This window comes from Novosphingobium resinovorum, assembly GCF_027922145.1.
Classification (GTDB): Bacteria; Pseudomonadota; Alphaproteobacteria; order Sphingomonadales; family Sphingomonadaceae; genus Novosphingobium; species Novosphingobium resinovorum.
Genome location: NZ_BSFC01000024.1, coordinates 1 through 26,191 on the forward strand (window position 1 = coordinate 1; position 26,191 = coordinate 26,191).

General features: G+C 65.9%; 25 protein-coding genes. 13 read left to right on the forward strand and 12 right to left on the reverse strand.

All coding sequences use genetic code 11. The annotated features are described in order from the left end of the window. Nucleotides 1-398 precede the first annotated feature (398 nt). Nucleotides 399-602, forward strand: a complete 204-nt coding sequence (locus tag PKE80_RS14915) for a hypothetical protein (RefSeq protein WP_271183187.1) — start codon at nucleotides 399-401, stop codon at nucleotides 600-602. Nucleotides 603-744: 142 nt separating this feature from the next. Beyond that, complete coding sequence (locus PKE80_RS14920; protein WP_271183188.1) at nucleotides 745-1,533, forward strand: tyrosine-protein phosphatase; 789 nt, start codon at nucleotides 745-747, stop codon at nucleotides 1,531-1,533. 16 nt (nucleotides 1,534-1,549) lie between these two features. On the opposite strand, the gene PKE80_RS14925 is transcribed toward PKE80_RS14920, so the two are convergent. Further along, a complete protein-coding gene (locus tag PKE80_RS14925) occupies nucleotides 1,550-2,425 on the reverse strand; it encodes an alpha/beta fold hydrolase (protein WP_271183189.1) in 876 nt (291 codons plus the stop codon). Between the two features lie 146 nt (nucleotides 2,426-2,571). Between PKE80_RS14925 and trxB the strand changes: the two genes are divergently transcribed. Next, nucleotides 2,572-3,546 carry a thioredoxin-disulfide reductase gene (gene trxB / locus PKE80_RS14930; RefSeq protein WP_036522857.1) on the forward strand — a complete coding sequence of 325 codons (975 nt, stop codon included), beginning with the start codon at nucleotides 2,572-2,574 and terminating at the stop codon, nucleotides 3,544-3,546. Between the two features lie 130 nt (nucleotides 3,547-3,676). On the opposite strand, the gene PKE80_RS14935 is transcribed toward trxB, so the two are convergent. Further along, nucleotides 3,677-4,222: a SixA phosphatase family protein gene (locus tag PKE80_RS14935; protein ID WP_271183190.1), complete on the reverse strand. Its 546-nt coding sequence runs from the start codon at nucleotides 4,220-4,222 to the stop codon at nucleotides 3,677-3,679. Between the two features lie 23 nt (nucleotides 4,223-4,245). Beyond that, the gene (locus PKE80_RS14940; protein ID WP_271183191.1) at nucleotides 4,246-6,975 is read right to left on the reverse strand and encodes an ATP-dependent DNA helicase; all 2,730 of its coding nucleotides are present in this window, start codon (nucleotides 6,973-6,975) and stop codon (nucleotides 4,246-4,248) included. A gap of 222 nt (nucleotides 6,976-7,197) precedes the next feature. Between PKE80_RS14940 and PKE80_RS14945 the strand changes: the two genes are divergently transcribed. The 4 genes from PKE80_RS14945 (at nucleotide 7,198) to PKE80_RS14960 (ending at nucleotide 10,511) form a co-directional block, all read left to right on the forward strand. Further along, nucleotides 7,198-7,863 carry a PadR family transcriptional regulator gene (locus PKE80_RS14945; RefSeq protein WP_008832214.1) on the forward strand — a complete coding sequence of 222 codons (666 nt, stop codon included), beginning with the start codon at nucleotides 7,198-7,200 and terminating at the stop codon, nucleotides 7,861-7,863. Continuing rightward, nucleotides 7,860-8,150, forward strand: coding sequence for a DUF2218 domain-containing protein (locus PKE80_RS14950; protein WP_008832215.1), 291 nt, complete (start codon nucleotides 7,860-7,862; stop codon nucleotides 8,148-8,150). Before PKE80_RS14945 ends, PKE80_RS14950 begins: the two co-directional genes overlap by 4 nt. Before the next feature lie 231 nt (nucleotides 8,151-8,381). Further along, the gene (locus PKE80_RS14955) at nucleotides 8,382-9,977 is read left to right on the forward strand and encodes a lysine--tRNA ligase (protein ID WP_271183193.1); all 1,596 of its coding nucleotides are present in this window, start codon (nucleotides 8,382-8,384) and stop codon (nucleotides 9,975-9,977) included. Between the two features lie 15 nt (nucleotides 9,978-9,992). After that, entirely contained in the window at nucleotides 9,993-10,511 is a 519-nt protein-coding gene (locus PKE80_RS14960) for a DUF1003 domain-containing protein (RefSeq protein WP_271183194.1), read from the forward strand. A gap of 593 nt (nucleotides 10,512-11,104) precedes the next feature. Here the strand turns inward: PKE80_RS14960 and PKE80_RS14965 are convergent. The 4 genes from PKE80_RS14965 to PKE80_RS14980 form a co-directional block, all read right to left on the reverse strand. Next, on the reverse strand, nucleotides 11,105-11,770 hold the full coding sequence (locus PKE80_RS14965) for a 2OG-Fe(II) oxygenase (RefSeq protein WP_271183195.1): 666 nt from the start codon (nucleotides 11,768-11,770) through the stop codon (nucleotides 11,105-11,107). Between the two features lie 134 nt (nucleotides 11,771-11,904). Then, complete coding sequence (locus PKE80_RS14970; RefSeq protein WP_271183196.1) at nucleotides 11,905-12,858, reverse strand: RcnB family protein; 954 nt, start codon at nucleotides 12,856-12,858, stop codon at nucleotides 11,905-11,907. 185 nt (nucleotides 12,859-13,043) lie between these two features. Continuing rightward, a complete protein-coding gene (gene ettA, locus PKE80_RS14975) occupies nucleotides 13,044-14,723 on the reverse strand; it encodes an energy-dependent translational throttle protein EttA (RefSeq protein WP_008830987.1) in 1,680 nt (559 codons plus the stop codon). A 198-nt stretch (nucleotides 14,724-14,921) separates the two neighbouring features. After that, entirely contained in the window at nucleotides 14,922-15,971 is a 1,050-nt protein-coding gene (locus PKE80_RS14980) for a hypothetical protein (RefSeq protein WP_271183197.1), read from the reverse strand. Between the two features lie 245 nt (nucleotides 15,972-16,216). Between PKE80_RS14980 and PKE80_RS14985 the strand changes: the two genes are divergently transcribed. Then, the gene (locus PKE80_RS14985) at nucleotides 16,217-17,596 is read left to right on the forward strand and encodes a M28 family peptidase (RefSeq protein ID WP_271183198.1); all 1,380 of its coding nucleotides are present in this window, start codon (nucleotides 16,217-16,219) and stop codon (nucleotides 17,594-17,596) included. A gap of 160 nt (nucleotides 17,597-17,756) precedes the next feature. Here PKE80_RS14985 and PKE80_RS14990 read toward each other — a convergent pair whose 3' ends face one another. From PKE80_RS14990 to PKE80_RS15000, 3 genes are all read right to left on the reverse strand, one after another. Beyond that, complete coding sequence (locus PKE80_RS14990; RefSeq protein WP_271183199.1) at nucleotides 17,757-18,629, reverse strand: HpcH/HpaI aldolase/citrate lyase family protein; 873 nt, start codon at nucleotides 18,627-18,629, stop codon at nucleotides 17,757-17,759. Between the two features lie 306 nt (nucleotides 18,630-18,935). After that, the gene (locus tag PKE80_RS14995; protein ID WP_271183200.1) at nucleotides 18,936-19,799 is read right to left on the reverse strand and encodes an SDR family NAD(P)-dependent oxidoreductase; all 864 of its coding nucleotides are present in this window, start codon (nucleotides 19,797-19,799) and stop codon (nucleotides 18,936-18,938) included. 53 nt (nucleotides 19,800-19,852) lie between these two features. Next, a complete protein-coding gene (locus PKE80_RS15000) occupies nucleotides 19,853-20,500 on the reverse strand; it encodes a TetR/AcrR family transcriptional regulator (RefSeq protein ID WP_271183201.1) in 648 nt (215 codons plus the stop codon). Between the two features lie 132 nt (nucleotides 20,501-20,632). Between PKE80_RS15000 and PKE80_RS15005 the strand changes: the two genes are divergently transcribed. Beyond that, on the forward strand, nucleotides 20,633-21,982 hold the full coding sequence (locus PKE80_RS15005; RefSeq protein ID WP_271183202.1) for a hypothetical protein: 1,350 nt from the start codon (nucleotides 20,633-20,635) through the stop codon (nucleotides 21,980-21,982). Continuing rightward, entirely contained in the window at nucleotides 21,979-23,394 is a 1,416-nt protein-coding gene (locus PKE80_RS15010; protein WP_271183203.1) for an acyl-CoA reductase, read from the forward strand. Before PKE80_RS15005 ends, PKE80_RS15010 begins: the two co-directional genes overlap by 4 nt. Nucleotides 23,395-23,409: 15 nt before the next feature. Here PKE80_RS15010 and PKE80_RS15015 read toward each other — a convergent pair whose 3' ends face one another. Both PKE80_RS15015 and PKE80_RS15020 read right to left on the reverse strand, forming a co-directional pair. Continuing rightward, a complete protein-coding gene (locus PKE80_RS15015; RefSeq protein WP_271183204.1) occupies nucleotides 23,410-23,700 on the reverse strand; it encodes a type II toxin-antitoxin system RelE/ParE family toxin in 291 nt (96 codons plus the stop codon). Then, nucleotides 23,693-23,938: a type II toxin-antitoxin system ParD family antitoxin gene (locus PKE80_RS15020; protein WP_271183205.1), complete on the reverse strand. Its 246-nt coding sequence runs from the start codon at nucleotides 23,936-23,938 to the stop codon at nucleotides 23,693-23,695. Before PKE80_RS15020 ends, PKE80_RS15015 begins: the two co-directional genes overlap by 8 nt. A 182-nt stretch (nucleotides 23,939-24,120) precedes the next feature. On the opposite strand from PKE80_RS15020, the gene PKE80_RS15025 reads away from it, so the two are divergent. From PKE80_RS15025 to prfB, 3 genes are all read left to right on the forward strand, one after another. Further along, nucleotides 24,121-24,351, forward strand: coding sequence for a biotin/lipoyl-containing protein (locus tag PKE80_RS15025; protein WP_008830979.1), 231 nt, complete (start codon nucleotides 24,121-24,123; stop codon nucleotides 24,349-24,351). 41 nt (nucleotides 24,352-24,392) lie between these two features. Beyond that, nucleotides 24,393-24,944, forward strand: coding sequence for a peroxiredoxin (locus PKE80_RS15030; RefSeq protein ID WP_008830978.1), 552 nt, complete (start codon nucleotides 24,393-24,395; stop codon nucleotides 24,942-24,944). Between the two features lie 119 nt (nucleotides 24,945-25,063). Continuing rightward, a complete protein-coding gene (prfB, locus tag PKE80_RS15035) occupies nucleotides 25,064-26,191 on the forward strand; it encodes a peptide chain release factor 2 (protein WP_036522883.1) in 1,128 nt (375 codons plus the stop codon).

Below are 26,191 nucleotides of genomic sequence, written 5' to 3' on the forward strand. Positions count from 1 at the left end.
ATGCGATCGCCTCAATCTACACCGGAAATTACACCACGAGCGCGGACGCTAACGCGAAAACGGCGAACCTACCTTGCGCAACGATTGCAGTTAGTCCCCATTTCCTAGGCTTGGGCGCGTTTTGCACCGCAATAATGCCCACTGCCTTGATGGTGCCGATATTTCACCAATCGGCACGAAAATTACCTTCTGAATGAGTATAATATCGCTGCCGCATTGGGGATTAAAATGATGTGATGCATTCGGGATATTCTGGAACAAAGCGGCGGATTCTGGTAAGAGTTGTCTCAGGAAGCAAATGGGAGTGACGTCAAAAGGCGCACCCTTTCGGGATTGATCTGGGCGAGCAGGACGCGCGGAAGCCGTCTGAGAGCCGCCTCGGCAATTGAGGATGCGTTATGAAGGTCGCTGACGAGAATATCATCCGTTTCGAGCGTATCCATGATGGTGGTCGGGATTTTCCTGCACGACTGTCTGCGGGGATGGTCTATGCCGCACAGCGCATGGACCGCGGTGAAGAGCATGACGGGCGCGGTTTGACGATCGCGATCCTGCTTTGCATGGCCTGCTGGGCGGCACTCGGATACTTCCTGCTCGCCTGATTTCGTAGCGTACCGAGGCATGGTGTGCCTTTCTGTCGCATCACTTCGGCGATCATCCGCTACCCTTGCGTACAGGTCCTCTGTTCCGAATCTCTTCTGCAAGATACGTCTGGAATATGGTATCGGCAGTACGTGAGATAGCGTGAACGTTAGCGACCGTGTCATGCGCTTTGAGGGCGTTCATAATTTCCGCGATGCGGGCGGCTACCCCCTGCAGTCGGGTGGACGGATCAGGTGCAGGACGATCTGGCGCTCTGGCCAGCATTATGGCGCCAGTGATGCGGATCTGGAACGCATCTCGGCTCTGGAACTGGCGAGTGTGTTCGATCTGCGGACCTCGAAGGAGCGCACGGTACACCCATGCCGCCGACCGGCCGGCTTTGCCGCCAGAATCGTAGTCGCGGTCGACCCTGTATTGCGGCATGCCCCGCATCTGGCGGCCGCCCGGACGACCCGTCAGCGGACCGTACAATCGACGCATGACAGCCTGAAGCGCAATTATGAGGGTATCTGCTTCCGACCGGAATTGCAGGTCATGATCCGCCAATGGTTCGACGAACTGGCTCGCGCAAGGGGCCCGAGTCTCGTCAACTGCATGGCAGGCAAGGATCGTACCGGGATCGCGGTCGCCATGCTCCATGCTGCACTTGGCGTGCATCGCGACGATATCATGGCGGACTACTTGCTGACCAACAGCGCTGGCGATGTCGAGGCACGGATCGCTTCCGGAGCGGAGACGATCAGGGCCATCACCGGTCAACTCGACGATGCCGTCCTACGCGTCCTGATGGGTGCGGATGCGGAGTATCTGCACGCGGCCTGGACGGCGATAGAAGACCGTTGCGGCAGCCTCGAAGCCTATCTTGAAGAGGCACTTACCCTTACGCCAACCAAACGCGACCGCCTGCGGGAGGTGCTGGGGGAAAATTGAAGCCGACGGCTCCGGTTCAGTCGAGGAATGCCTTCACGTCGCCCATGAACCGGTCGAACTGGTCGTGGTGCAGCCAGTGTCCGGCGTTCTCGTACTCGATCAGCCGCGCGCTGGGGAAATAGTCCATGCGCCCGTCGCCCGCCGGACTGCTGGCGAAGCTGTCCTTGCCCCACAGCATCAGCGTGGGGCAGGTGATCGCCTGCCACAGCGCGGTGACATGATCGGTCGGCAGGTCCGAGGCGGTCCAGACGTTCAGGTAATTGTCGAACTTCCAGCTCCACGTCCCGTCCTCGTTGCGGGTGGCGCCGTGGATGGTGAGGTGGCGGGCCTGTTCGTCCGTCAGGAAGCCGTTCTCCTCCTTCATGCGCTGGTAGGCGTCGCGCAGGGAGGCGTACTTGCGCACCGTGCGGCCCGAGGCCTTGCGCTTGTCCTCGATCCACTTGCGCAGCCGGTCGCCGGCGCCTTCCTCCTCCTGCTGGCGGCGCAGGCCCGGGGGCGGGCCGAGACCCTCGATGTTGACGAACTTCGTCACCTTCTCCGGATAGAGCCCGGTGAAGCGTGTCGCGATGTTGCCGCCCAGCGAGTGCGCCACGATCGTCACCTGCTCGTGCCCCAGCGTGTGGACCAGCTGCGCGAAGTCGTAGACGAAGGCGTCCATGCCGTAGTGCCCCTCCGGGCTCCACTCGCTGTCGCCGTGGCCGCGCAGGTCCGGACAGATGACGTGCCAGTCGCGGCGCAGTTCCTCGGCCACCCAGTCCCAGCTGCGGCAGTGGTCGCGCCCGCCATGCTGCAGGATCAGCGGCGGGGCATCGGAATTGCCCCAATCGACATAGTGCAGGCGCAGGCGCTGCGAGACGAAACGGTTCGAGGTGGGGCCGAGCTGGTTCTTCATCCTCGTTGGATGGGGACGCGCGCCGCGCAGGTCAATCCAAGGGCGAATTTGCGGGGATGAAAGTAATGCTTTTCCGCCGCAGCGCTTGGCGAGCGAGGCGCAAGGCCCTATCTCGCGGGCCAAGGATTTCACGCGAGAGTTACGAAATGGCGACCACGCACAAGACCCGCATGCTCATCATCGGTTCCGGCCCGGCCGGACTTTCCGCCGCCATCTACGGCGCGCGCGCGGGCATGGAGCCAATCGTCGTGCAGGGCCTGCAGCCCGGCGGCCAGCTGACAATCACCACCGACGTCGAGAACTACCCCGGCTTCCGCGAGGTCATCCAGGGCCCCTGGCTGATGCAGGAGATGGAGGCGCAGGCGGTCCACGTCGGCACCCGCATGATGTGGGACACGATCACCAACGTCGATCTGACCGGCGACACTTTCGTCGCCACCGGTGACGGCGGTGACATCTACGAGGGCGACACCCTCGTCATCGCCACCGGCGCGCAGGCCAAGTGGCTGGGCGTCCCCGGCGAGCAGGAGCTGTCGGGCAAGGGCGTCTCGGCCTGCGCGACCTGCGACGGGTTCTTCTACCGCGGCAAGAAGGTGGTCGTGATCGGCGGCGGCAACACCGCGGTCGAGGAAGCGCTCTACCTCACCAATCATGCGACCGAGGTGGTGCTGGTCCACCGCCGCGATTCGCTGCGTTCGGAGAAGATCCTGCAGGACCGCCTCTTCGCGCATCCCAAGATCACGACGGTCTGGAACAAGAAGGTCGACCGCTTCCTCGCGGGCGAGAACGGCGCCCTGCGCGCCCTCGCGTTGATCGACACCGAGACCGGCGAGCAGAGCGAACTTCTGGCCGACGGCGCCTTCGTCGCGATCGGCCACGCGCCCGCGACCGAGTTGTTCAAGGGCAAGCTGGCGATGGACGACACCGGCTACCTGATCGTCGAGCCGGGCACCCCCAAGACCGCCATCCCCGGCGTCTTCGCGGCGGGCGACGTGTCGGACCATGTCTATCGTCAGGCGATCACCGCTGCGGGCGTGGGCTGCATGGCCGCGCTCGATGCCGAGCGGTATCTGGCGCACAAGCTGCACCTCGCGGGGATTACGGAGACAGTGCAGGGGTGATCTCGAGGGAGCGTTTTCGCTCCCCCATTCGTCATTGCGAGCGAAGCGAAGCAACCCAGGGCGGCCTAATGCTGACCTGGGTTGCTTCGCTTCGCTCGCAATGACGAAAGGGTTATGCGATGACGGAGGGTTATTCCGTCAGGCTCGGCCCGAGCGAAGGATCGAGGTCGCGCGGCCGCACCAGATGCGTCAGCCGCCCGCAGCCTTCGCGAAGCTGCGACCAGCGCTCGATGTCGAGTTCCACCACCGCATAGGCTGCGGTCGGGAACTTGTCCTCCACCACGTCACGCAGGGGGCTGGATCCGTCATCCGGCACGAGGTCGAAGATCAGATCCTCAAGTCCCGGATTATGCCCGACCAGCAGGATCGAGCGCGGGTCCGTTTCCTGATCCTTCAGCACGTCGATCAGCGCCGCCGAACTGGCGAGGTAGATGCGCCGGTCCCAGGTGACCGGCGGCGTCTCGCCTGCCGCTTCCCCGGCCAGTTCGATCGTCTGCGTCACGCGCACGGCGGGCGAGGCGAGGATGTAGCGCCAGCCCACGCCGTGTTCGAGGATGTGCTTGCCCATGACACCCGCACCGACGCGGCCGCGCTTGTTGAGCGGACGGTCGAAGTCGCGCAGCCGGGCGTCGGTCCAGTCCGATTTGGCGTGACGGAAGATGCCGAGGATTTTCATGGGGCGAACTCTACAACAGCGGATCAGGATAGCGACTGCGAGTCTTCCGCCCGGTCCGCTGCGGCTCCTTGAGCATGACCGGCCACGCGCTGTAAAGCCTCCTCCAGCGTAACGCGCCGGATCGGCGTCCCCGCCGGGAAGGCGGAGAGCAGGCGCGAGGGGAACGCGGGCGAGAGCACGACGAAGTGCCCCCGGTCCTCGCGGCTGCGGATGAGGCGGCCGAAAGCCTGCGCCAGCTTGGCGCGGATCAGTGTGTCGTCGTAGGCGCTGCCCCCGCCCGCCAGGCGCCGGGCGCGGTGCAGGATCGTCGGGCGCGGCCAGGGCACTTGCTCCATGACCACGAGGCGCAGGGAGTCGCCCTGCACGTCCACCCCGTCGCGCAAGGCATCGGTGCCCAGCAGTGAGGCGGCGGGATCGTCGCGGAAGATATCGACCAGCGTGCCGGTGTCGATCGGATCGACGTGCTGCGCGTAGAGCGGCAAGCCGCCGCGCGCGAGCCGGTCGGCGATGCGGCCATAGACCGCACGCAGTCGCCGGATCGCCGTGAACAGGCCGAGCACGCCGCCGCGCGAGGCTTCGATCATGCGGCCGAACGCGGCGGAGAGGGCGGGAATGTCGCCCTTGGGCACATCGGTGACGATCAGCACTTCGGCCTGTGTCGCGTAGTCGAACGGGCTCTGGTGGATCGACAGGCGCGGCATCACCTCGATGTTCGGCGCGCCGGAGCGGGCGATGGCCTTGGCCCAGTCCTCGCCGTCGCGCAGCGTGGCCGAAGTCATGACGACGCCGTGTGCCGGTTCGAGCACGATTTGCGCGAAGGGCTTCATCGGATCGAGCCAGCGGCGGTGGATGCCGATGTCGAATTCGCGCGCTTCCGATCGATCGACGGCGAGCCAGTCGACGTATTCGGGATCGGCCGGGCCGCCCATGCGGTCGAGCAGCGATTCCCAGGCGCCGAGGGTATCGACGCGCCATGTCAGCGAATGGCGCGCGCCTTCGATGCGGGCGCGTCCCGGTCCGTCGAGCCAGTCGGGCGGCTCCTCCAGCAGCGCTTCGAGACGCATGCCGAGGCGGATCAGCGGTTGGCGCAGTTCCGCCAGCGCCGCGCGGGCGCCTTGCGCGATCTCGACGAACGAGCCTTCGAGGCTGGCCGCTTCGGTTTCGAGGCCATAGCCCGCTTCCTGCCCGCCGCTTTCGTCGCGGGCGTAGACGGTGGCGCGCACCGCCGCGAGCAGTTCCTCCAGCGGGCCGGAGGCGGCGTTCTCGGCGATGCGGCCCATCCAGCCGTCGCCGGGAAGTGCCTCTGCGGCCTCGCGCGCAGCGGCGATGGCCTTGGCGCCAGCCTCGTCGTAGCTAGCGACGTCGGCAAGGCGGGCTGAGAGGCCACGGCGGCGGCCCTTGGAGGCTTTCTCCGGACCTATCACCCAGCGGCGCAGTTCGATCGCCTCGGCGCCGGTGAGCGCTGCGGCGAAGGTGGAATCGGCGGCGTCGAAGACATGATGGCCTTCGTCGAATACCACGCGAGTCGGGCGTGAAGCGGGGTCACGTCCGCGCGCGGCATTGACCATGACGAGGGCGTGATTGCCGATCACGAGATCGGCGCCGACACTGGCGCGGGTCGCACGCTCGATGAAGCACTTCCGGTAATGCGGGCACCCGGCGTAGACGCATTCGCCGCGTCGGTCGGTCAGCGCCGCGATGCCGCGCTGGCGGAACAGGGTGCCGAGCCAGCCGGGCAGGTCGCCGCCGATCATGTCGCCGTCCTGCGAGTACGCCGCCCAGCGCGCCACCAGTTGCGCGAGGATCGCCGCGCGGCCGTTGAAGCCGCCCTGCAGCGCATCTTCGAGGTTGAGGAGGCACAAGTAGTTCTCGCGCCCCTTGCGCACCACGACCGGGCGGGTGCCGTCGGCGCGGCGCTCGGGCCAGGCGCGGCGGCTTTCGGCGCGGAGCTGGCGCTGCAGCGCCTTGGTATAGGTGGAGACCCAGACGGTGCCGCCTGCCTTCTCGGTCCACAGCGAGGTGGGGGCGAGATAGCCCAGTGTCTTGCCGATGCCGGTGCCCGCCTGCGCCAGCAGCACATGCGGACGGCCCGACCGTTCGCGTGGGGCGAAGGCGTGGGCGGTCTCCACCGCATAGGCGCGCTGGCCGGGGCGCTGCTCGGCGGTGCTGCCGGTGAGGCTGGCGAGGCGCTGCAGGACTTCCTCGTCCTCCAGCACGACCTGCCGAGGCTGGGGGACTTCGGGGGTTTCCTCCCATTCGGGCAGGCGGGTGAACAGCCAGCGCTCGGCACGCTCGGGCTTGCGGATGCGCCCCGTCAGCAGCGTGGCCCAGGGCCAGCGCATCCTCACCAGCGATTGCAACGACGTCCACGCGCCCTCGCGTTCCGACCAGGCGCCGTTCTCGCACATGTCGAGCAGGGCGCCGGCCGCTTCCTGCAGCAGGCGCGGCACATCGGAATCGCCCTCCGGCTCGGCGAGGCCGAGGGCATGGGCAAGGCCCTTGGGCGTCGGCACCACGAAGCGCGCCGGATGGACGAAGGCGTAGAGTTCCAGCAGGTCCAGCCCCGAGAGGTCCGGATAGCCCAGCCGCGTGGCCAGCAGGGGCGCGTTGAGGATCAGCAGCGGCGTGTCAGCGGCGGCCATCACCGCCTCGCCCTTGGAAAGAGGGCGGGTGCCGAGGCCGGTCAGATCCTTCTCGCGCAGCCAGCAGCCGCCATGACTGGCGTGGAGGGCAGGGAGGGGCAGGGCGGCCATGGCCTCTCATTAGGCACGGGGGGCGGAATTGGAAACGCCGGGCTCTCGCGCTCCACGGAAAAAATTACGGCTCGATACAAATTTCCCTCTTGTTGGATTTCACTCAAGTTATATCTTAAGGCCATCATGAAGCATATGGAAAGAATGATGAGCAACTCAGATTGCAACCATGGCCGCGGACGCGGCCGTCACGGTGGAGAACGCCGCTTCGGGCGCGAGGACATGATCTCTGCGATGTCCGAAGGCGCCGAAGACTTGCGCGCGATGCTTGGCCGCCACGGCGGCAGGCACGGCCTGCACGGGCTGGCCCGTGGACCGCTTGGTGGCGGGTTCGGGAAGGGCTTTCCCGGCGGCTTCGGTGGCGGCTTTGAAGGTCGCGGCGGACGCGGTGGTCCTGACGGTCCGCGCGGCGGCGGTCGTCGCAAGCGGTTGTTCGACCAGGCCGAACTGCAGACCCTGCTGCTCGCCCTGATCGTCGAGGCGCCGCGCCACGGCTATGAACTGATCCGCGAGATCGAGGCGCTTTCGGGCGGCGACTATGCGCCGAGCCCGGGCGTGGTCTACCCCGCGCTGATCTACATGGAAGAGACCGGCCTGATCGCCCCCGTCTCCGGCGACAGCGCCCGCAAGGCTTTCGAGGCCACCGCCGAAGGCCGCGCCAAGGCTGGGGCCGATGCGGAGAAGTTCGCCGAACTCAAGGGCCGCCTCGGGGCGCTTGCCGCCCAGCGCGACCGGGTCGATCCGGCGCCGGTGCGCCGGGCCTTTCACGCGCTCAAGACGGCGGTGTTCGACCGGCTCTCGACCGAAGGGGCCGACCGTGACTTCATCCTGCAGATCGCGGATGTCATCGACGAGGCCACCCGCAAGATCGAAAGGATCGAGAAGTGAGCACCATCGCCGCAACCGTGAAGACACCGAATGGCGGCAAGTACGTCCGCCAGCTCTGCAAGCACTGGAGTCACAAGCTGGAAACCGCAGTGGACGGCGATAAGGGAACGGTGACGTTCCCCAATGCCGTCACCGTGATGGACGCCGATGCGGAAGGCATCGCCATCACCATCACCGGCGAGGACCGCGACGCGGTGCAGGGGCTGACCGACGTGGTCGCCCGCCACATCGACCGGTTCGCGTTCCGCGAGGACGCGCTGGTCTACGACTGGGCATGGCGGGACTGAGCGTGCAAGGAGGGGCTGAACGCTCCTCCTCATATGCCGTCATCCCAGCGAAGGCTGGGACCGTTAGCCTGTTATTGCCAACTATCGTCAGGGCGCCCGGCCGAGGGTTGGGCTTTACGCGGCCAGCGGTCCCAGTCTTCGCTGGGATGACGGTGGGTTTTGAGGCTGGGGTACGTGAACTATAGACTCCAGCCTTGCGAAAATCGCGCATTTCGCCTTAGAGCGCGGGCCATGACCGAAAATGCCCTGATCGAAGCCGCACGTGTGTCCAAGGCCTGGCCCTTCCAGGAGGCCCAGAAGCTGCTCAAGCGGTTTCCGCAGGGCAAACCGGACGGCGCACCGGTGCTGTTCGAGACCGGCTATGGTCCCTCGGGCCTGCCGCATATCGGCACGTTCCAGGAAGTGCTGCGCACCACGCTGGTCCGCCGCGCTTACGAGGCGCTGACCGGCGGCGCGCCGACGCGGCTCGTGGCGTTCTCGGACGATATGGACGGGCTGCGCAAGGTGCCCGACAACATTCCCAACGCCGACGTGCTCGCCGCCAACCTCGGCAAGCCGCTCAGCCGCATCCCCGATCCGTTCGGCACGCACGAGAGCTTCGCGCATCACAACAACGCGATGCTGCGCGAATTCCTCGACCGCTTCGGCTTCGATTACGAGTTCGTCTCGGCCAGCGACCGCTACAATTCGGGCGCGTTCGACGCCGCGCTGGCGCGGGTGCTGGAGTGCAACCAGGCGATCCTCGACGTCATGCTGCCCACGCTGCGCGAGGAGCGCCGGCGGACCTATTCGCCGGTGCTGCCGGTCTCGCCCACGACGGGCGTGGTGCTGCAGGTGCCGGTCGAGGTTGTCGACGCGGCGACCGGCATGATCCGCTTCACCGACGAGGACGGCTCGGTCGTCGAGCAGTCGGCGTTTGGCGGTAAGGCCAAGCTGCAGTGGAAGGTCGACTGGGCGATGCGCTGGTTTGCGCTGGGCGTCGATTACGAGATGTGCGGCAAGGATCTGACCGACTCGGTCACCCAGTCGGGCAAGATCGTGCAGGTTCTCGGCGGGCGTAAGCCCGAGGGGCTGATCTACGAACTGTTCCTCGACGAGAACGGCGAGAAGATCTCAAAGTCCAAGGGCAACGGCCTGACCATCGACCAGTGGCTGACCTATGGGACCGAGGAGTCGCTCGGTTTCTACCTGTTCCGCGAGCCCAAGAGCGCCAAGCAGCTCCACGCCGGCGTGATCCCCAAGGCGGTCGACGAATACTGGCAGTTCCGCGGCAACCTCGCGGGCCAAGCGCTCGACAAGCAGCTGGGCAACCCGACCTGGCACCTGCTGCGCGCCAATGGCGACAAGGGCGGCGCGGGCGATGCGGTGCCGGTGACCTTCTCGCTGCTGCTCAACCTCGTCGGCGTGCTCGGCGCGGAAGCGACCGCGGAGCAGGTGTGGTCCTACCTCGGCAACTACGTGGCCGATGCCAGCCCCGAGGCACACCCGGACCTTGCCGAAATGGTTCGCGCCGCGCTCGCCACCAACCGCGACTTCATCGCGCCGACGCTTCAGCGCCGGGCGCCCACGGCCAATGAGGCCGCCGCACTGAAGGACCTCGACTCGCAGCTTGCGGCGCTGGGCGAGGCTTCGGCTGAAGACCTGCAGAACATCGTCTACGAGATCGGCAAGAACGAGGCTTACGGTTTCGAAAACCTGCGCGACTGGTTCAAGGCGCTCTACGAAACGCTGCTCGGTTCGCCGCAGGGGCCGCGCATGGGGAGCTTCATCGCGCTTTACGGCATTCCCGAAACGCGGCTGCTGATCGCCGAGGCTCTTTCGGCCTGACCTGACGGAGACGCGATGCACCGGACCGACCTCACGCCCGAGCAACTCTGCGAGGAACTGCTCGGGCGCAAGCTGACCGACGTGGACGCTGAGGAACGGCGCGTATTGCAGCGCATCGCCTCGGGCCAGGTCATGGGACCGGACGCGCAGGAAGAGGCATCGCTGCATGCCGGCTTCGGCGACCGGCTGGCCGACCGCGTCGCGGCGATCGGCGGTTCTTGGGGCTTCATCATCGCCTTCGGCGTGGTGCTGCTGGGATGGATGCTGGTGAACAGCCGCATCCTCGAGGACTTCGGGCTGCACCCCTTCGATGCCTACCCCTATATCTTCCTGAACCTGATGCTCTCGATGCTGGCGGCGATCCAGGCGCCGGTGATCATGATGAGCCAGAACCGCGCCTCCGACAAGGACCGCATCGCCGCGCGGCACGACTACGAGGTGAACCTGCGCACGCAGCTGGAGATCATCCGCCTGCACAAGCGGATGGATCAGCTGTTCGAGAATCTTGAGCGCCGGGCAGGCGCGGAAACCTGAAATACATAAGAGCCGTCATCCCCGCGAAGGCGGGGACCCAACTGATGCTTGTGCAACACGAGATCACTGGAGATGGGTTCCCGCCTTCGCTGGAATGACGGGTTTTGGTTTGCGCGTACCAGGGTGTGCACCGGACATGCAAAAACACCCGCTGGCGAGTGCGGGCCGTTACGCCGGGGAAATCAACGCATCCGAGAGTGAACATCGGGTCGGCGTCGGGAGCGTCCAAGCTGGGACGCAGGGTTTTGTGTTCCGCAAGCTCGGGCGAACGGCCGGGTAGCAGCGGGCAGCCCGGCTCGACCTGTATTCCATCGGAAAGTCCCATGTGGCCGTCGTTAGGGTTCGCATCGTTATCGGCCGATGGCTATCCGGGATGGTCATCCCAAGTCCTGCCGTGTGTCGCAGGAACGTATGGACGGCTTTTCCGGTAGCTCAGGGACAGTCCGGGTCTTCGAACGGACGCGTGGTTTGCGTAGCTACGGCTTGAAACCGCATCCCGGCCCACGACGCCGACCCGATACACCTCTCCAGCGTGATCATCGCCGGATCGGATGCCGGGCCATATAACCTATTTGGCGATAAATGTCAAGGCGTCACTGCCAGGTCCGCGTGCGGAACCACTTGGTTACGACATACTTCACCCCGCGTACCACCGGGCGCGCCGCATGCATGGTCCAGGGATTCGGCGTGCCATCGGGCAGGGCATTGTTCCATAGCAGCATCGTGCCGGCGCAAGGCGGGATGCTGAGCGCGACCCGGGTGAAGTCGGTCATGCCGCCTTCATCGACGCTGTTGAGATAGATCATGGCGGTCCAGCTGCGCTGCCCTCCGCAGCGTCGCTCGGTTCGCCAGTACCCGGCAGCGGTGTCGAACCAGTCGCAATGTTCGTTGAAGTACTGGCCGCAAAGGTAGCGTTGCCCTTGCGCGGCTTCTGCACATGTGGGCGCAATACCGGTCATGGCGGAAAGGCGCGCATCGAGATTGCGCACGCATTCGTCGGCTTCGTCAAGGTCGCCCGAGTAGCTGGTGCGGTAGCCGGGCCAGAGGCCTTCTTCGACAAGGCTGGAAGGGCAGGCGACGGCATCGATCAGCGTCATCAGGCGCGCACAGGTAGGCGGGGTCAGGAAACCGTCGATGGCGTAGATTTCCGCGCGATCCTCCGGAAAACGGCGCGCCGCGGGTTCTCCGGCCAGTCGTTCGCGTACCACCGCGCCCATGCGGGCGAGAGCCTTGCGGTCGGGATGTGCGGGCTCCGTCATGGCAGCTAGACTATCCGTATCCGCAGATAGTTCAATTGCCCTCGTGAAGTATCGGATTGCCGGATTTCCAGGGGTGATAAGAAAAATCCCGGAGTTTTACCTCCGGGAGTTTTCCGTATCTCTTGTCTGGCAGCTTACCAGAAGAAATCGTAGATCACGTCTACCACTTCGCCGCTATAGATATCGACCAGCATCACGTCGTCGTAGTAACGGACCCAGCGGTAGGGGCCGTAGACCGGTGGCAGGCGGTAAGCCCAAGGATCGTTGATCCAGTAGCGGTTGCCGTAGAACATCGAGCCCAGCGAGAAGCCGATGCTCAGGCGGCGGTAGGAGTAGCCGTTGTACGGCGCGTAATAGCGGCCGATGCGATAGGTGTTGCGATTGCGGTCGCGATAGCGCTGCCAGTCGTAGCGGTTGTCGCGGCGCCAGTCGTTGCGATTCCAGGACTGGTAGCGATCGCCGCGGCCGTTGTCGCGCCAGCCGTTGTTGTTGTTGCGCCAACGATCGTTGTTGTTCCGGCGGTCGTTGTCACGCCAGCGGTCGTTGTCGCCGCGACGGTCGTTGTCCGCGCGCCACGAAGGGTTGCGATCGTTGTCCGGGCGGCGGTCGTTACCTGCCTGCCCATTGCCGGGCCTGCCATCACCGGGTCGGCCATTACCATTCCGCCACGCGTTGTCGCGGTCGCGGTTGTCGTCCCGGCGGACCGCCTGACCGGCGCCGCGATCGTTGTCAGGGCGCTGGTTGTTGCCCTGCCACGACGGGCGGCCCTGCTGCTGGCCGGACGAGGGGCGCGAACCTTGCCAGTTGGGGCGGTCGTCTCCACGCCCCTGCTGCTGGGCGGGGCGTGCCTGAGGCTGGCGCTGCTGCTCGCGCATCTGGCGAAGCTGCGGGCCGATCTCGCTGCGGCCGTTGAGTCGCTGCTGCTGGGGCTGAGGTTGCGGCCGGGACTGCGGACGCTCGGCACGGGCATTGTTGCCGCGCTCACGGCCCTGGTCCTGCGCGAAGCCGGGGCTGGACATCCCCGTGATCGCAATCGCCATGGTGGCGACGGCGATCAGTACACCTGCTTTTCTGTTTTTCGTTGCCATTGTTCCGGTCTCCAAACCGAAGTGCCGGACGGCGAAGCGCGGCTCATCGTTGAACAGGGTGTACCGGATCAGCGCTGTCGCAATGGTGAATGGCGGCGTTGCTCACCGTTAAGTTTCGTAATGTTGCAGCGACAAATAAAGCCGCCGCCCGGTTTCCCGGGCAGCGGCTTTCGAAACAGCGCAAATCAGCGCGTCAGCTTCTTGTACGCCAGCGCGGTCGGACGGTCGGCGGCGTCGCCCAGACGGCGGCGCTTGTCCTCTTCGTAGGCGGCGAAGTTGCCCTCGAACCATTCGACGTGGCTGTTGCCCTCGAACGCGAGGATGTGGGTGGCGAGACGGTCGAGGAAGAAGCGGTCATGGCTGATGACCACGGCGCAGCCCGCGAAGTTCTCGATCGCCTCTTCCAGCGCGCCCAGCGTTTCCACGTCGAGGTCGTTGGTCGGTTCGTCGAGCAGGAGGACGTTGCCACCCTCCTTGAGCATCTTGGCCATGTGGACGCGGTTGCGCTCACCGCCCGACAGCTTGCCGACGTTCTTCTGCTGGTCGGCGCCCTTGAAGTTGAAAGCACCCACATAGGCGCGGGTCGAGGTGTCGTGACCGTTGACCTTCATGTAGTCGAGACCGTCGGAGATTTCCTCCCAAACGTTCTTCTTGGGGTCGAGGTGGTCGCGGCTCTGGTCGACGAAGCCGAGGTGGACGGTCGAGCCCATCTCGATGGTGCCCTCGTCAGGCGTTTCCTTGCCGGTGATGAGCTTGAACAGCGTGGACTTGCCGGCGCCGTTCGGGCCGATGACGCCGACGATGCCGCCCGGCGGCAGGATGAACGAGAGGTTTTCGAACAGCAGCTTGTCGCCGTAGGCCTTCGAGATGTTATTGACCTCGATGACCTTGCCGCCGAGACGCTCGGGCACCTGGATGACGATCTGGGCCTTGCCGGGACGGCGGCCCGACTGCGCTTCCTGCAGCTGCTCGAACTTGCGGATACGCGCCTTGGACTTGGTCTGGCGCGCGGCCGGGGTCTGGCGGATCCACTCGAGTTCTTCCTTGAGCGCCTTGGCGCGGCCGGATTCCTCGCGGTCCTCCTGCTCCATGCGCTTGGACTTCTTCTCGAGGTAGGTCGAGTAGTTGCCCTCATACGGGAAGTACTTCCCGCGATCGAGTTCGAGGATCCAGTTCACCACGTTGTCGAGGAAGTAGCGATCGTGGGTGATCATCAAGACCGCGCCCGCGTATTCCTTGAGGTGGTTTTCCAGCCATTCGACGGATTCGGCGTCGAGGTGGTTGGTCGGTTCGTCGAGCAGCAGGATCGAGGGTTTCTGGATCAGCAGGCGGGTCAGCGCGACGCGGCGCTTTTCACCGCCCGACAGGCTGTTCACCGGCCAGTCGCTCGGCGGGCAGCGCAGGGCCTCCATGGCGATCTCGAGCTGGTTGTCCAGCGTCCAGCCGTCGACCGCGTCGATCTTGCCCTGCAGGTCGCCCATTTCCTCCATGAGTGCGTCGAAATCGACGTCCTCCGGCGGGTCGCCCATGATGTTGGAGATCTCGTTGAAGCGGTCGACCAGATCGGCGGTCTCGCGCGCGCCGTCCTTGACGTTCTCGAGGACGGTCTTGGTCGGATCGAGTTCCGGTTCCTGCTCGAGATAGCCGACGGTGATGTTCTCACCGGGCCAGGCTTCGCCGGTGAAATCGGTGTCGATACCGGCCATGATCTTGATCAGGGTGGATTTACCGGCACCGTTCGGGCCGACGATGCCGATCTTGGCGCCCTGGTAGAACTGCAGCGAGATGTCGCTGAGCACCGGCTTCTGGGCACCGGGGAAGGTCTTGGTCATGCCCTTCATGACATAGGCGTATTGGGCGGCCATGCGGTTCCTCTGGATGGAATTCGAAGTCTGGAAAAGAGTTGGGGCCGCTACTACAGGCCAGAGCACGGATTGCCAAGGGTACGGCAAAGTACCCGCGTCGTCCCGGACTTGATCCGGGACCGGTGGCGGTCTTCAGGCACGAACCATCGCGCAAGGCGCGTGAAGCAACGTGGGCTGGTCAGGGCCAGCGGTCTTGGATCACGTCCGGGATGACGATGCCGCTCTGATCAAGTCACGCAGTGTCCGCGGCAGGAAGGCCAGTCCGGCCATGACGGTCGGTACGCTCAGGATCGCCCAGTAGAAGTTCACCGGCCTTGCGAAGACCGCCAGCAGCAGTGCGATCGTCGCCAGCCACGGCAGCGCGAAGCGGGCCAGCGGCGGTGGCGCTCCCAGGAACCCGAGCAGGCAGAGTAGCACGGCGAGATAGCTGAACGGAGCCGGGATCAGGTGCAGCAACGTCACGTCGGCGATGTCCTGCAGCACCGCGCGGGGCCCGCGCAGACCGTCCCAGCCTTGTGACAGCGTATCGCCGGGAAGCGAGAGCGGCACGACCGCCTGCCGGTGCAGAAGCAATACCACGGCATAGCCTGCAATCAGCGCAGCCCACGCGGCCAGTTCCCGGTATCGGCCGCTCCGCCAAGCCCAGAATGCCGCGAGCAGCACGAAGGGCAGCGCCAGTTCGCGGATCGCCAGCGCCGATGCGGCGGCGAGGAAGGCGGCGGTCGGGAAGGAGGGGGCGGTCAGGCCCTTGACCCGCAGTGCCATGGCCAGCGCCACGAGCACGCCCGCCCACAATTCATGCGACACCGAAAGCCCGGGGCTGGCGACCATCGCGCCGCCGACCAGAATGAGCAGCATGGCCAGCATCCGCTCGCGTCCACTTACCAGCGGCCGCAGCATCGCGAACCATGCGGCGGCGGTGACGGCAAGCAGCACGCAGAGGAGGACATGCACCGTGCGCCAGCCCAGCGCTGCCTCGATCCACGCCAGCGTCGGCAGGCGCACCGTCACGAAGGGGCTGGTCGGAAAGCCGTGCGCGCGCTGGAGGCGGGTGGCGGCATGGTAGTAGCCCTCGCCCCCGGCCACCGCATTGCCGATGTCGTGATAGAGCTGCACGTCGGAATAGCGCCCGTCGCCGCTGATCGCCTCACCGGACTGCGAGGCGCCGATCTTCAGCGTCGCCAGTGCGAGCACCACGAAGAGGGCGATCACGGCGAGGGCCTGAAGACGGGTGAGGGCGGCGAGCATGGCGCGGTTGTGTTCGCTCGGCTTCTCGGCGGCAAGACGAGCCTCGGATTATCCACACGAGTTGATCTGCAAAATCTTCGTCATTGCGAGCGCAGCGAAGCAATCCAGGGCAGTTTCAAGCCGCTCTGCATTGCTTCGCTGCGCTCGCAATGACGAGACTGCGGGGAGATCATCAGGGGGCCGCCGCAATTGGCAGCCGGGACGACGCTTGGCAGCGACGGATCGCTCGGTTAGCACTTGCGCATATGAGCACCCTCCCAGTCCTTCGCGCGGGGCTTCTTGCCGCCGCGCTGTCCGCTGCCGTCCCGGCTTTCGCAACTCCCCAGCAGGGCTCAGGCGTCGCCTGGGACATCGTCGAGGGCCTGACCACCGAGATCGGCCCGCGCATGGCCGGCTCCGAGGCCGAGGCGCGCGCACGCGACTGGGGTTCGGCCAAGCTCAAGGCGCTCGGTTTCCAGAACGTGCGGGTGGAGGAGTTCAAGACCCTCGCCTGGAAGCGCGGTCCCGAGAGCGCGAAGCTGACCGCGCCTTACGCGCAGCCGCTGGCGATCACCGCGCTTGGTTTCTCGGTGCCGACACCCAAGGGCGGGCTGAAGGCTCCGCTGGTCTACTTCCCGACGCTCGATGCGCTGGAAGCGGCGCCCGACGGATCGCTCAAGGGCAAGGTGGCCTTCATCGACCACGCGATGCGCGCGGCGCAGGACGGTTCGGGCTATGGCCCTTACGGCAACGTGCGCCGTCAGGGGCCGACGATCGCCTCGCGCAAGGGCGCGGCGGGCGTGGTGATCCGTTCGGCGGGCACCGACAGCCACCGCAACCCGCATACCGGCGTCACCATCTTTGCCAAGGATGTGCAGCCGATCCCGGCAGGCGCGGTCTCGAACCCCGATGCCGACCTGATCGCCCGCACCGCCGCGAGGGCTGCGGCGGGCGGCAAGCCGATGGCCATCGACTTGACGCTGGAGGGCAAGCCGTTCCCCGATGCGCCTTCGGGCAACGTCATCGCCGACCTGCCGGGGCGCGATCCCTCGTTGCCGATCATCGTTATCGCCTGTCACCTCGACAGTTGGGACCTCGGCACCGGCGCGATCGACGACGCCTCGGGTTGCGCCATCGTGACGGCGGCGGCACTCGCGGCGCAGCAGGGCGGGCAGGCTTTGCGCACGATCCGCGTGCTGTGGTCCGGCAACGAGGAAATGGGCGTCGGAGGCGGCGGCGGTGCGGCCTATGCGCGCATGCACGGGTCGGAGCCCCACGCCGTCGCGATGGAGAGCGACTTCGGCGCTGACAAGGTGTGGGCGGCGAAGTTCAACACCGCCGCCGACAACAAGCCGATGGTGGACAAGGTGAAGGCCGCGCTCTGGCCGATGGGCGTCGTCCCACATGATGGCGAGACCGAGGGCGGGGCCGACGTCGCCGCGATCATCAAGGCGCAGAATCTGGCGGTGATCGATCTCGGGCAGGACGGGATGCACTACTTCGATCTGCACCACACGCCGGACGATACGCTCGACAAGGTCGATCCTGCGGCGTTGCAGCAGAACGTCGATGCCTGGACGGCGGTTTTGAGGGTGATCGCGAATGAGCCTGGGGTGATCGGGAAAGCCGGGGCCAAGAGCGAGTAGCAGTCGGTCTCCACTCCGGTTCTTTCGACGTGCCAGCCTTAAACATTCTTCGTCATCCCCGCGAAAGCGGGGACCCATCTGATGGAACTGCAACAGGCGCCGTCAGGAGATGGGTTCCCGCCTGCGCGGGAATGACGACCCAATGAGAATGATCGTGGCCTCAAACCGAAGCCGCAATTCGCTCCGCCACCGCGACCAGCCGCCGGGCCTGCTCCAGATGCAGCAGTTCGGTCATCTTGCCATCGACCTTGATCGCGCCCTTGCCCTGGTTCTCTGGCAACGCGAACGCCGCGATCACCGAGGCCGCCCAGCCGAGGTCCGCTTCGCTCGGTGAGAACACCGTATTGCAGGGCTCGATCTGCGCGGGATGGATCAGGCTCTTGCCGTCGAAGCCGAACAGCAGCCCCTGCCGCGCCTCCTCCTCGAACACACCTAAATCGCGGAATTCGTTGCAGACGCCGTCGAGCACGGTGACGCCGTGCGCCCGCGCGGCCGCGACCGCCATCGACAGGAACGGCAGGAACGGCGTGCGCTCGGGCACCGACTGCGCGCGCATCTCCTTGGCGAGATCGTTGAGGCCCATGATCCACAGCGACAGCCGCGTCGAACGGGCCTTCGCCGCGATCGGCTCCAGTGCGAAGACGCTCGCGCAAGTCTCTATCATCGCCCAGAGCTGCAGGGTTTCGGGAGCGCCGCTCAGCGCATCCTGCAGCCGGTCGATGTCCTGCGGGCCGTTGACCTTGGGCACCAGCACCGCGTCGGCCTTCGACCCGGCGACGGCGGCAAGGTCCGCCGCGCCCCATTCGGTATCGAGGCCGTTGACGCGGATCGCGACTTCCCGGTGACCGAAGCCGCCTTCCGCGATCGCGGCGACGGCGGCAGCGCGTGCCTCTTGCTTGGCTTCGGGTGCGACTGCGTCCTCGAGGTCGAGGATCACCACGTCGCAGGGCAGGGTGCGCGCCTTGGCGAGAGCCTTGGCATTCGAGGCGGGCAGGTAGAGCGCGCTGCGGCGGGGGCGGTCGATCGAAGTCATCAGGGCAGGTTCCCGTGTCGAGTATGTCGCCGCCTCCTTGCGGCGCGCGGCGCCACGGGGTCAAGCGCGGGCGCCGTGGTTTTTAGGGTATCGACCAACCGCTACGCAAATTCCTCTAGGCCTAAAGAACAATTTGCAATCGTTTGCCTGCTATATACCCTTTATCAGCCGCAAATGGTCGCCCGCGCATCGCGGCCAGGGGCGCGGAGTCCTCTCCCTTCCTCCGCGCCCTGAGCGGTAGCCCATGCGGGTCGCAGACGTCGCCCCGTGACCTGCTCCATCAAGGATCGGGCACGGGGCACTTCCTCAGAGATCGGCGAGAATGCGCTCGCTCTCCTGCCACAACCGCGCGGCCGCCGCGTCGTCGAGCGCCTGCGGGGCCGCCGGAATCTCGGCAAGGTCATGGAAGTAGCGTCCCCCGTTCGTACCCGCCTCGGGCGCGGTGGCGAGCCAGACGATCGTGCGCGCGGACTGCTCGGGCGAGACGAGATCCTGTCCCTTGCCATAAGCCTGCAGCGAGGCTTCGCCGTGGCTCCAGAAATTCGAGCCGACCTTGCCCGGATGCATGGCCTGCGCGGTGATGCCCTTGTCGGCGAGGCGGCTGGCCAGTTCGCGGGTGAACAGCAGGTTGGCGAGCTTGGCCTGGCAATAGGCGGGACCGGTGGCGAAGTCGTCCAGCATCATCAGGTCGTCCCAGCGCATCGCTTTCGCCTGCTCATGCGCGAGCGATGAGACGGCGATCACCCGCACCGTGCCGGGAGGGCTGTCCTGCCCCGCGCGCTCCAGCAGAGGGAGCAGTTCGCGGGTCAGCAGGAAAGGGGCGAGGTGGTTGGCGGCGAAAGTCGCCTCCAGCCCCTCGGAGGACACGTAGAGCCCGTCGCGGATGCCGCCTGCGTTGTTGACGAGGACCTGGACTTTATCGGTCAGGGCCGCGATCTCGCGCGCGACGCGGCGCACGTCGGCCATTTCGGCGAAGTCGCCGCGCAGGAAATCGACTTTGCCGAAGGCGCGCAGTTCCGCTTCGGCGGCATCGCAGCGGGCTGGATCGCGTCCGGTGGCGATGACGTGCCAGCCCATGCGGGCGAACTCCGTCGCGCTGGCCTTGCCGATGCCGGAACTGGCGCCGGTGATCACGACGACGGGTTGCGGCTTCGCGGAATTATCGGACATTTCGGCATTCTCCCCTGCCGCGCCCGACCTTCGCGGGTCGCGGTGTGTCTGGTCTAGCGCGGCTCCGCCCCCTTAAGGAACAGATCGACGGCGAAGCGCACGCGCCGGTCGATGTCTGGTGCGGGCAGCATGTTTCCCGACAGAATGAAGCGCACCGGGCCGCTGACGACCATGCTCATGAACACGTTGGCCGCAAGCATCGCGTCGCCGATGGCGAGACGGCCTACCTCGGTCTCTTCCTCGAGGATCTGCGCGAGGAACCGCACGGTCGGCAGCGCGGCGATGTCGTAATAGGTCTGGAAGATGTCCGGGAAGCGGTAGCTCTCGGTATTGATGAGCCGTTGCAGCTTCGCACCCGCAGGTTCTCCCACCAGTCCGATCCGCAGCATCGCGATGGCAATGAGCGTATCCTCCAGCGTGTCCCTGCGCGTGGCGGCGATCACCTCGGCACCGACCGCGCGGGCCTCGGTGCCGTGGCGGACGGCGGCGCGGAATAGCGCGGCCTTGTCCGGGTACTTCGCATAGACCGTCCGCTTGGTCATGTTCACGTCGGCGGCGATCCCCTCGATCGTGGCGCTTTCGTATCCTTTGTCGAGGAAGTGTTCGAGCGCGGTGTCGAGCAGGGCGACCTGCCGGACCTGGGCCTGTTCGCGCGTGGGGCGTCCAGCCTTGGGGAGCGCAGGGTGCGTGTCTTCGAGCATGATCCCCATGGACCCGATTTGGCTTGCGTCGCCAAGAGGCTCGTGAATAATGAAACGCATAAGGTGTTATTAATCGAGTCGCGATGGACTGTCCAGTCCGTCGCGGCGGCAAGGGAGAGGAGTAAGGGAAGCATGGGCATTGCTGCGGACAAACTCACTGCGCTGGTCGCTGACCCGGAGCGCTTCGCGTTCTCCGCGGGCGACTTGCGCGAAACCCAGGTTGCCGCGCTGGACGAGCGGTTTCAGGAGCGCCGCGATCGGATCAGGCTGCTCGGCCTGCGCGCCCGCGACGCCGGGATCGACAGCATCGCGCGGATCGAGGACGTGGTGCCGGTGCTGTTTCCGCACACCGCCTACAAGTCCTACCCGGAAAGCTACCTGATGGACGAGCGCTGGGATCGGCTGACCAAGTGGCTCGGCACGGTGTCCGCGCATCCGATCGAGGGTATATCGCTGGACGGGATCGACGGCATCGACGACTGGATCGCGCGGCTGGCGGAGCAGGGGCATTTCATCTCCTGCTCCAGCGGCACCACCGGCAAGTCGGCGATGCTGATCGCCTCGCAGAAGGACATGGACTGGTCGCGGATCGATACCGTCAACGTCTTCGCCTGGGGCTCGGGCGTGGTGCCGGCGCAGGACCGGCTGATCATCGGCTGCGCTCCCGTGGCGACGGTGCCCAAGAACGCGGCGATCGCGCAGGCGCAGTACGAGGCTTTCGCCAATCCCGAGTGGCCGCGCTGGGCCTATCCGGTGCCGCCGATCACGGTCGGTTCGCTGACGGCGATGGTGGTCATGCGCAAGAAGATCGCCGAGGGCACCGCCCGTCCGGACGAGATCGCCGCCTTCGAGGAAACATCGGCCGAGCGCGCGCGGCTGGTCGCCGATGCGGTGCCCGCGACGGCGCAGTTCATCATCGAGAACCGTCACCGCAAGCTCCAGCTTTCGGGGCTGTGGAACGGGCTGTGGCAGGTCGCCAAGGCCGTGCGCGACGCGGGCTACGGGCGTGAGGACTTCAACCCGGACAACTCGATCTACGTCGGCGGGGGGCTCAAGCGCGCGCAGCTTCCGGCGGACTACCAGGACTATGTGTTCGAGACGTTCAACATCCCGGCGGACCGGCATTTCCAGAACTATTCGATGCAGGAACTGAACTCCGGCATGCCGAAGTGCCGAGAGGGCGGGCGCTATCACGTGCCGCCGTGGATCGTGCCGGTGCTGCTCGACAAGTCGGGTGACGAGGCGCTTCCCCATGCGGGCGGCGAACAGGAAGGGCGCGCGGCGTTCTTCGACCTCTCGCTCGACGGACGCTGGGGTGGCGTCATCACCGGCGACAGGATTTCGCTGGACCATTCCCCTTGCGCCTGCGGGAACCACGGCCCGTCGATCCGCGACGACATCGCCCGTTATGCGGATCTGGAAGGCGACGACAAGATCGGCTGCGCGGGCACGGTCGACGCTTATGTGCGAGGTGTGGCATGAACGAGATCGCACAGCCTGAGGTCAGCGAAGACCTCGTCTCCGCCCCGTTCTTCCTGCGCGGCGAGGTGCTGCACGGGACCGACGTGATCCAGACGTCGCGCGACCTCGGCGTCACGTTCGCCACGCCGCGCATTCCCTTCGATCGCGCGGTGCCGCCGCGCACCGAAGTGCCGCCGCTCCTCAACGTACCGCTGGCCGAGATCATCGACTTCCTCGTCGAGACCGGCCAGCGCCTGCTCGCCAGCGACAACGACCACATGCAGGAATGCATCGAGCGCATGTGCCGCACGCATATCCTGCCCCGCGCCGTCGTCGAGAATACCGCGCGTCATGCGGCGGCCTATCTCGACAAGCGGGTGCTGATGGCCGAAGTCGAGCAGAACTTCCCCGATCCGCGCGCGCTCGACGAATGGGTGCCGAAGCAGGACTTCACCGGCCGCAAGAGCTTCGTGCGCGCCTTCGCACCGCGCCTGATCCATGTGCTGCCGGGCAATTCTCCCGGCGTCGCGGTGAAGTCGGTGGCGCAGGGGGCGATGGTGAAGGGCATCAACCTGTTCAAGATGAGCAGCGCCGATCCTTTCACCATGGTCGCGATCCTGCGCACCATGGCGGACCTTGATCCGGCGCATCCGATCGTGCGCTCGATGTCCGCGGTCTACTGGCGCGGCGGCGACGATGCGACCGAGCGGGTGCTCTACCGTCCGCAGTACTTCGACAAGATCGTCGCCTGGGGCGGCGGGGACGCGATCAACAACGTCATCAAGTACCTCGGCCCCGGCTTCCAACTGGTGTCCTTCGATCCCAAGACCTCGATCTCGATGGTCGGGCGCGAGGCGCTGGCGGACGAGGAGACGATCGACCGGGTGGCGGACTTGTGCTCGGCGGACGTGATGACACTCAACCAGGAGGCCTGCGTCGCCAGCCGCTTCCAGTTCGTCGAGGGGGACGAGGCGGCGGTAGACCGTTTCTGCGCGCGCCTGCACCATCACGTGGCTCGCCGTGCGGCGGAAAGCGGCGACGTTCGCCCGCTCGATAGGGACATGCGCGAGGCGGTCGAATCGATGACGCTGATGGACGACGAGTACGGCGTCTGGGGCCGCACCGACGGGCGGGGCCTGGTGATCCGCTCGGATGAGCCGGTGGACTTCCACCCGATCAACAAGACCGCCAACGTCGTGCGCGTGGGCAGCCTCGACGATGCGGTGAAGTGGATCAACGTGGCGACGCAGACGGTCGGCTTCTACCCGTTCGACCGCATGGCCGCCTACCGCGACCGCCTCGCCGCCGGGGGCGCGCAGCGCATCGTGCATCTGGGAGAGGCGGGGCCTTCGACCATCGGCAATCCGCACGACGCGATGTATCCGCTCCACCGCTTCGTGCACTGGATGGCGCACGAGGACGGGCGGGGGTAGGCGCTAGATGTGGCCCTAGATGTGACGGGGCGCATCCATGCGATCGTGCAGGATGCGCATCACCGCGACGCCATAGTCGGTCGGCCGGAAATAGAGGACGTGCCTTCCCAATGCCCGTCGCCGGTACCCTGCACGGATGTGGCTGCAATCGCTCGATTGCAGGGGTGCATTTGCCAGATCGGTGCACGCCTGTTCGATCTGATCCACATAAGCGACGGCTTGGGGAACGCCCCATTCGGCAGCGGTATGGTCGAAGATCGCTTCAAGATCGCGTTGGGCTCTCGGGCTAAGCCGGAACTCAGCCATGCTCGGCGATCTTGCGCCGCTTGAAGGCTGTGAAGTCGAAGGGTTCGGGCTCACCGCTTTGTTCGGCTTCGATCAACGCGCTGCGAATGCCTTCGATTTCGCCGGACCGCTCCTGTTCGCGCCGGATGAGATCGCGGATCGCTTCGCTGTCGTTCGTATACCGCCCCGCGCGGACCTGAGAAGCGATCCAGGCATCCTGCTGATCCGTCAGCGTGATCGTCTTGCGTACCGTAGCCATATGCTTTCCGTCATACTATCGGTGCAGTTTAATGCGGGGAGCGCAGGGCTGCAAGTCTCTCTTCAAACCGCAACATCGCCGAGACGGATATGACCGCCCCTCGCTTGCCTGCTGCGGCGAGTGCGCTACCCATCGAACAAACAGCCCGCCACGCCGGGCACGCGAAGGGGATCATAACCACCATGGCCGTCGAAATCCTGCTCCCGAAGATCGGTTTCTCCATGCAGGAGGGCCAGGTCGCCGAATGGCTCGCCGCCGATGGGGCGCAAGTGACCGAAGGCCAGCCGCTGTTCTCGCTGGAGGCGGACAAGTCCACCAACGAGGTCGAATCCCCCGCCACCGGCACGCTCAAGATCGTCACGCAGACGGGCGAGACTTACGAAGTCGGCACCGTTCTCGGCTGGATCGAGTAACTGGCTGGACAGGCGCGGATCGTCGGGTCACTATCCGCGCCATGAACCGCCTTCTTACCGCTGTCGCCGCCTTCGGGCTCCTCGCCGTTTCGGGCACCGCGCATGCCAGTCTCGCGGTCGGCGCGAAGGCGCCGCAGTTCGCGGCCAAGGGCGCCAAGGCGGGCAAGGAAGTCGACTTCGATCTCGCCAAGGCGCTGAAGAAGGGGCCGGTCGTGCTCTACTTCTATCCCAAGGCATTCACGCAGGGCTGCACGCTGGAGGCCCACGCCTTCGCCGAAGCCACGCCCGAGTTCGCGCAGCTTGGCGCAACCGTGGTGGGCATGTCGGCGGACGACCTGCCGACGCTCAAGAAATTCTCGACCGAGGAATGCCGCGACAAGTTCGCGGTCGCCACCGCCAGCCCCAAGGTGACCAAGGATTACGACGTCGCACTCACCCGGCCGGGCGTCCCGGCAGGCATGACCCAGCGCGTCAGCTACGTCATCGACCAGAGCGGCCACGTCGCCTTCGTCCACTCCGACATGGACTACCGCGAACACGTCACGATGACGCTGGCGGCGGTCAAGGCGATGAAGGCCAAGCGCCCCGGTTGAACCCGGCCCCTTGCGCCGAACCGCCTGAGCGCCACTTTACAAACAGCCGTACTGCGCTAAGCGGTGCGGCTCGTTTGTTTCAGGCCGGTCGTGATCCCGGCTCATCGGAGATTTTCGCCATGCGTGCCGAGGGGCAGGCCCACATTGTCCGTATCGAGAAGGCCCTCGCGCTGGTCCGCAAGTTCCTCGACTGGGACCGCGCGCTGCGCCGGTTCGACGAGCTGAACGCGCGCGTCGAGGACCCGACCCTTTGGGAAAAGCCCAAGGAGGCCGAGGCGGTCATGAAGGAACGTCGCCGTCTCGAGGCTGCGATCGGCGCGGTGAACTCGATCAGCGCCGAGATGGCCGATGCCGTCGAGTTCGTCGAACTGGGCGAGATGGAAGGCGATGAGGAAACCATCGCCGAGGGCCTGTCGGCGCTCGCCGCGCTGGCCGAGCGCGCCGATCAGGACAAGGTCACCGCGCTGCTCTCGGGTGAGGCGGACGGCAACGACACTTATCTCGAAGTCCACGCGGGTGCCGGCGGTACCGAAAGCCAGGACTGGGCGGAAATCCTTCAGCGCATGTACACGCGCTGGGCGGAGCGCCACGGCTACAAGGTCGAACTGGTCGACTATCACGCGGGCGAAGCGGCGGGCATCAAGAGCTGCACCTTGCTCATCAAGGGCGAGAACGCCTACGGCTATGCCAAGACCGAAAGCGGCGTTCACCGCCTGGTCCGTATCAGCCCCTATGACAGCGCGGCGCGGCGGCACACCAGCTTCTCGTCGGTGTGGGTCTATCCGGTGATCGACGATACCTTCGAGATCGAGATCAACCCGTCCGACCTGAAGATCGACACCTATCGCGCTTCGGGCGCGGGCGGGCAGCACGTCAACACCACCGATTCGGCCGTGCGCATCACGCACCAGCCCTCGGGGATCATCGTCGCCAGCCAGATCGACCGTTCGCAGCACAAGAACCGCGAAATCGCCATGGGCATGCTGAAAGCGCGCATGTTCGAGGCCGAGATGCGCCGCCGCGAGGAAGCCGCCAGCGCCGAACACGCGAGCAAGAGCGACATCGGCTGGGGGCATCAGATCCGCTCCTACGTGCTGCAGCCGTACCAGCAGGTGAAGGACTTGCGCACGGGTGTGGTCTCGACCGCGCCCGACGACGTGCTCGACGGCGCCCTCGATCCGTTCATGGCCGCGGCCCTGTCGCAGCGCGTGACCGGCGAGAAGGTCGAAGTCGAAGACGCCGACTGA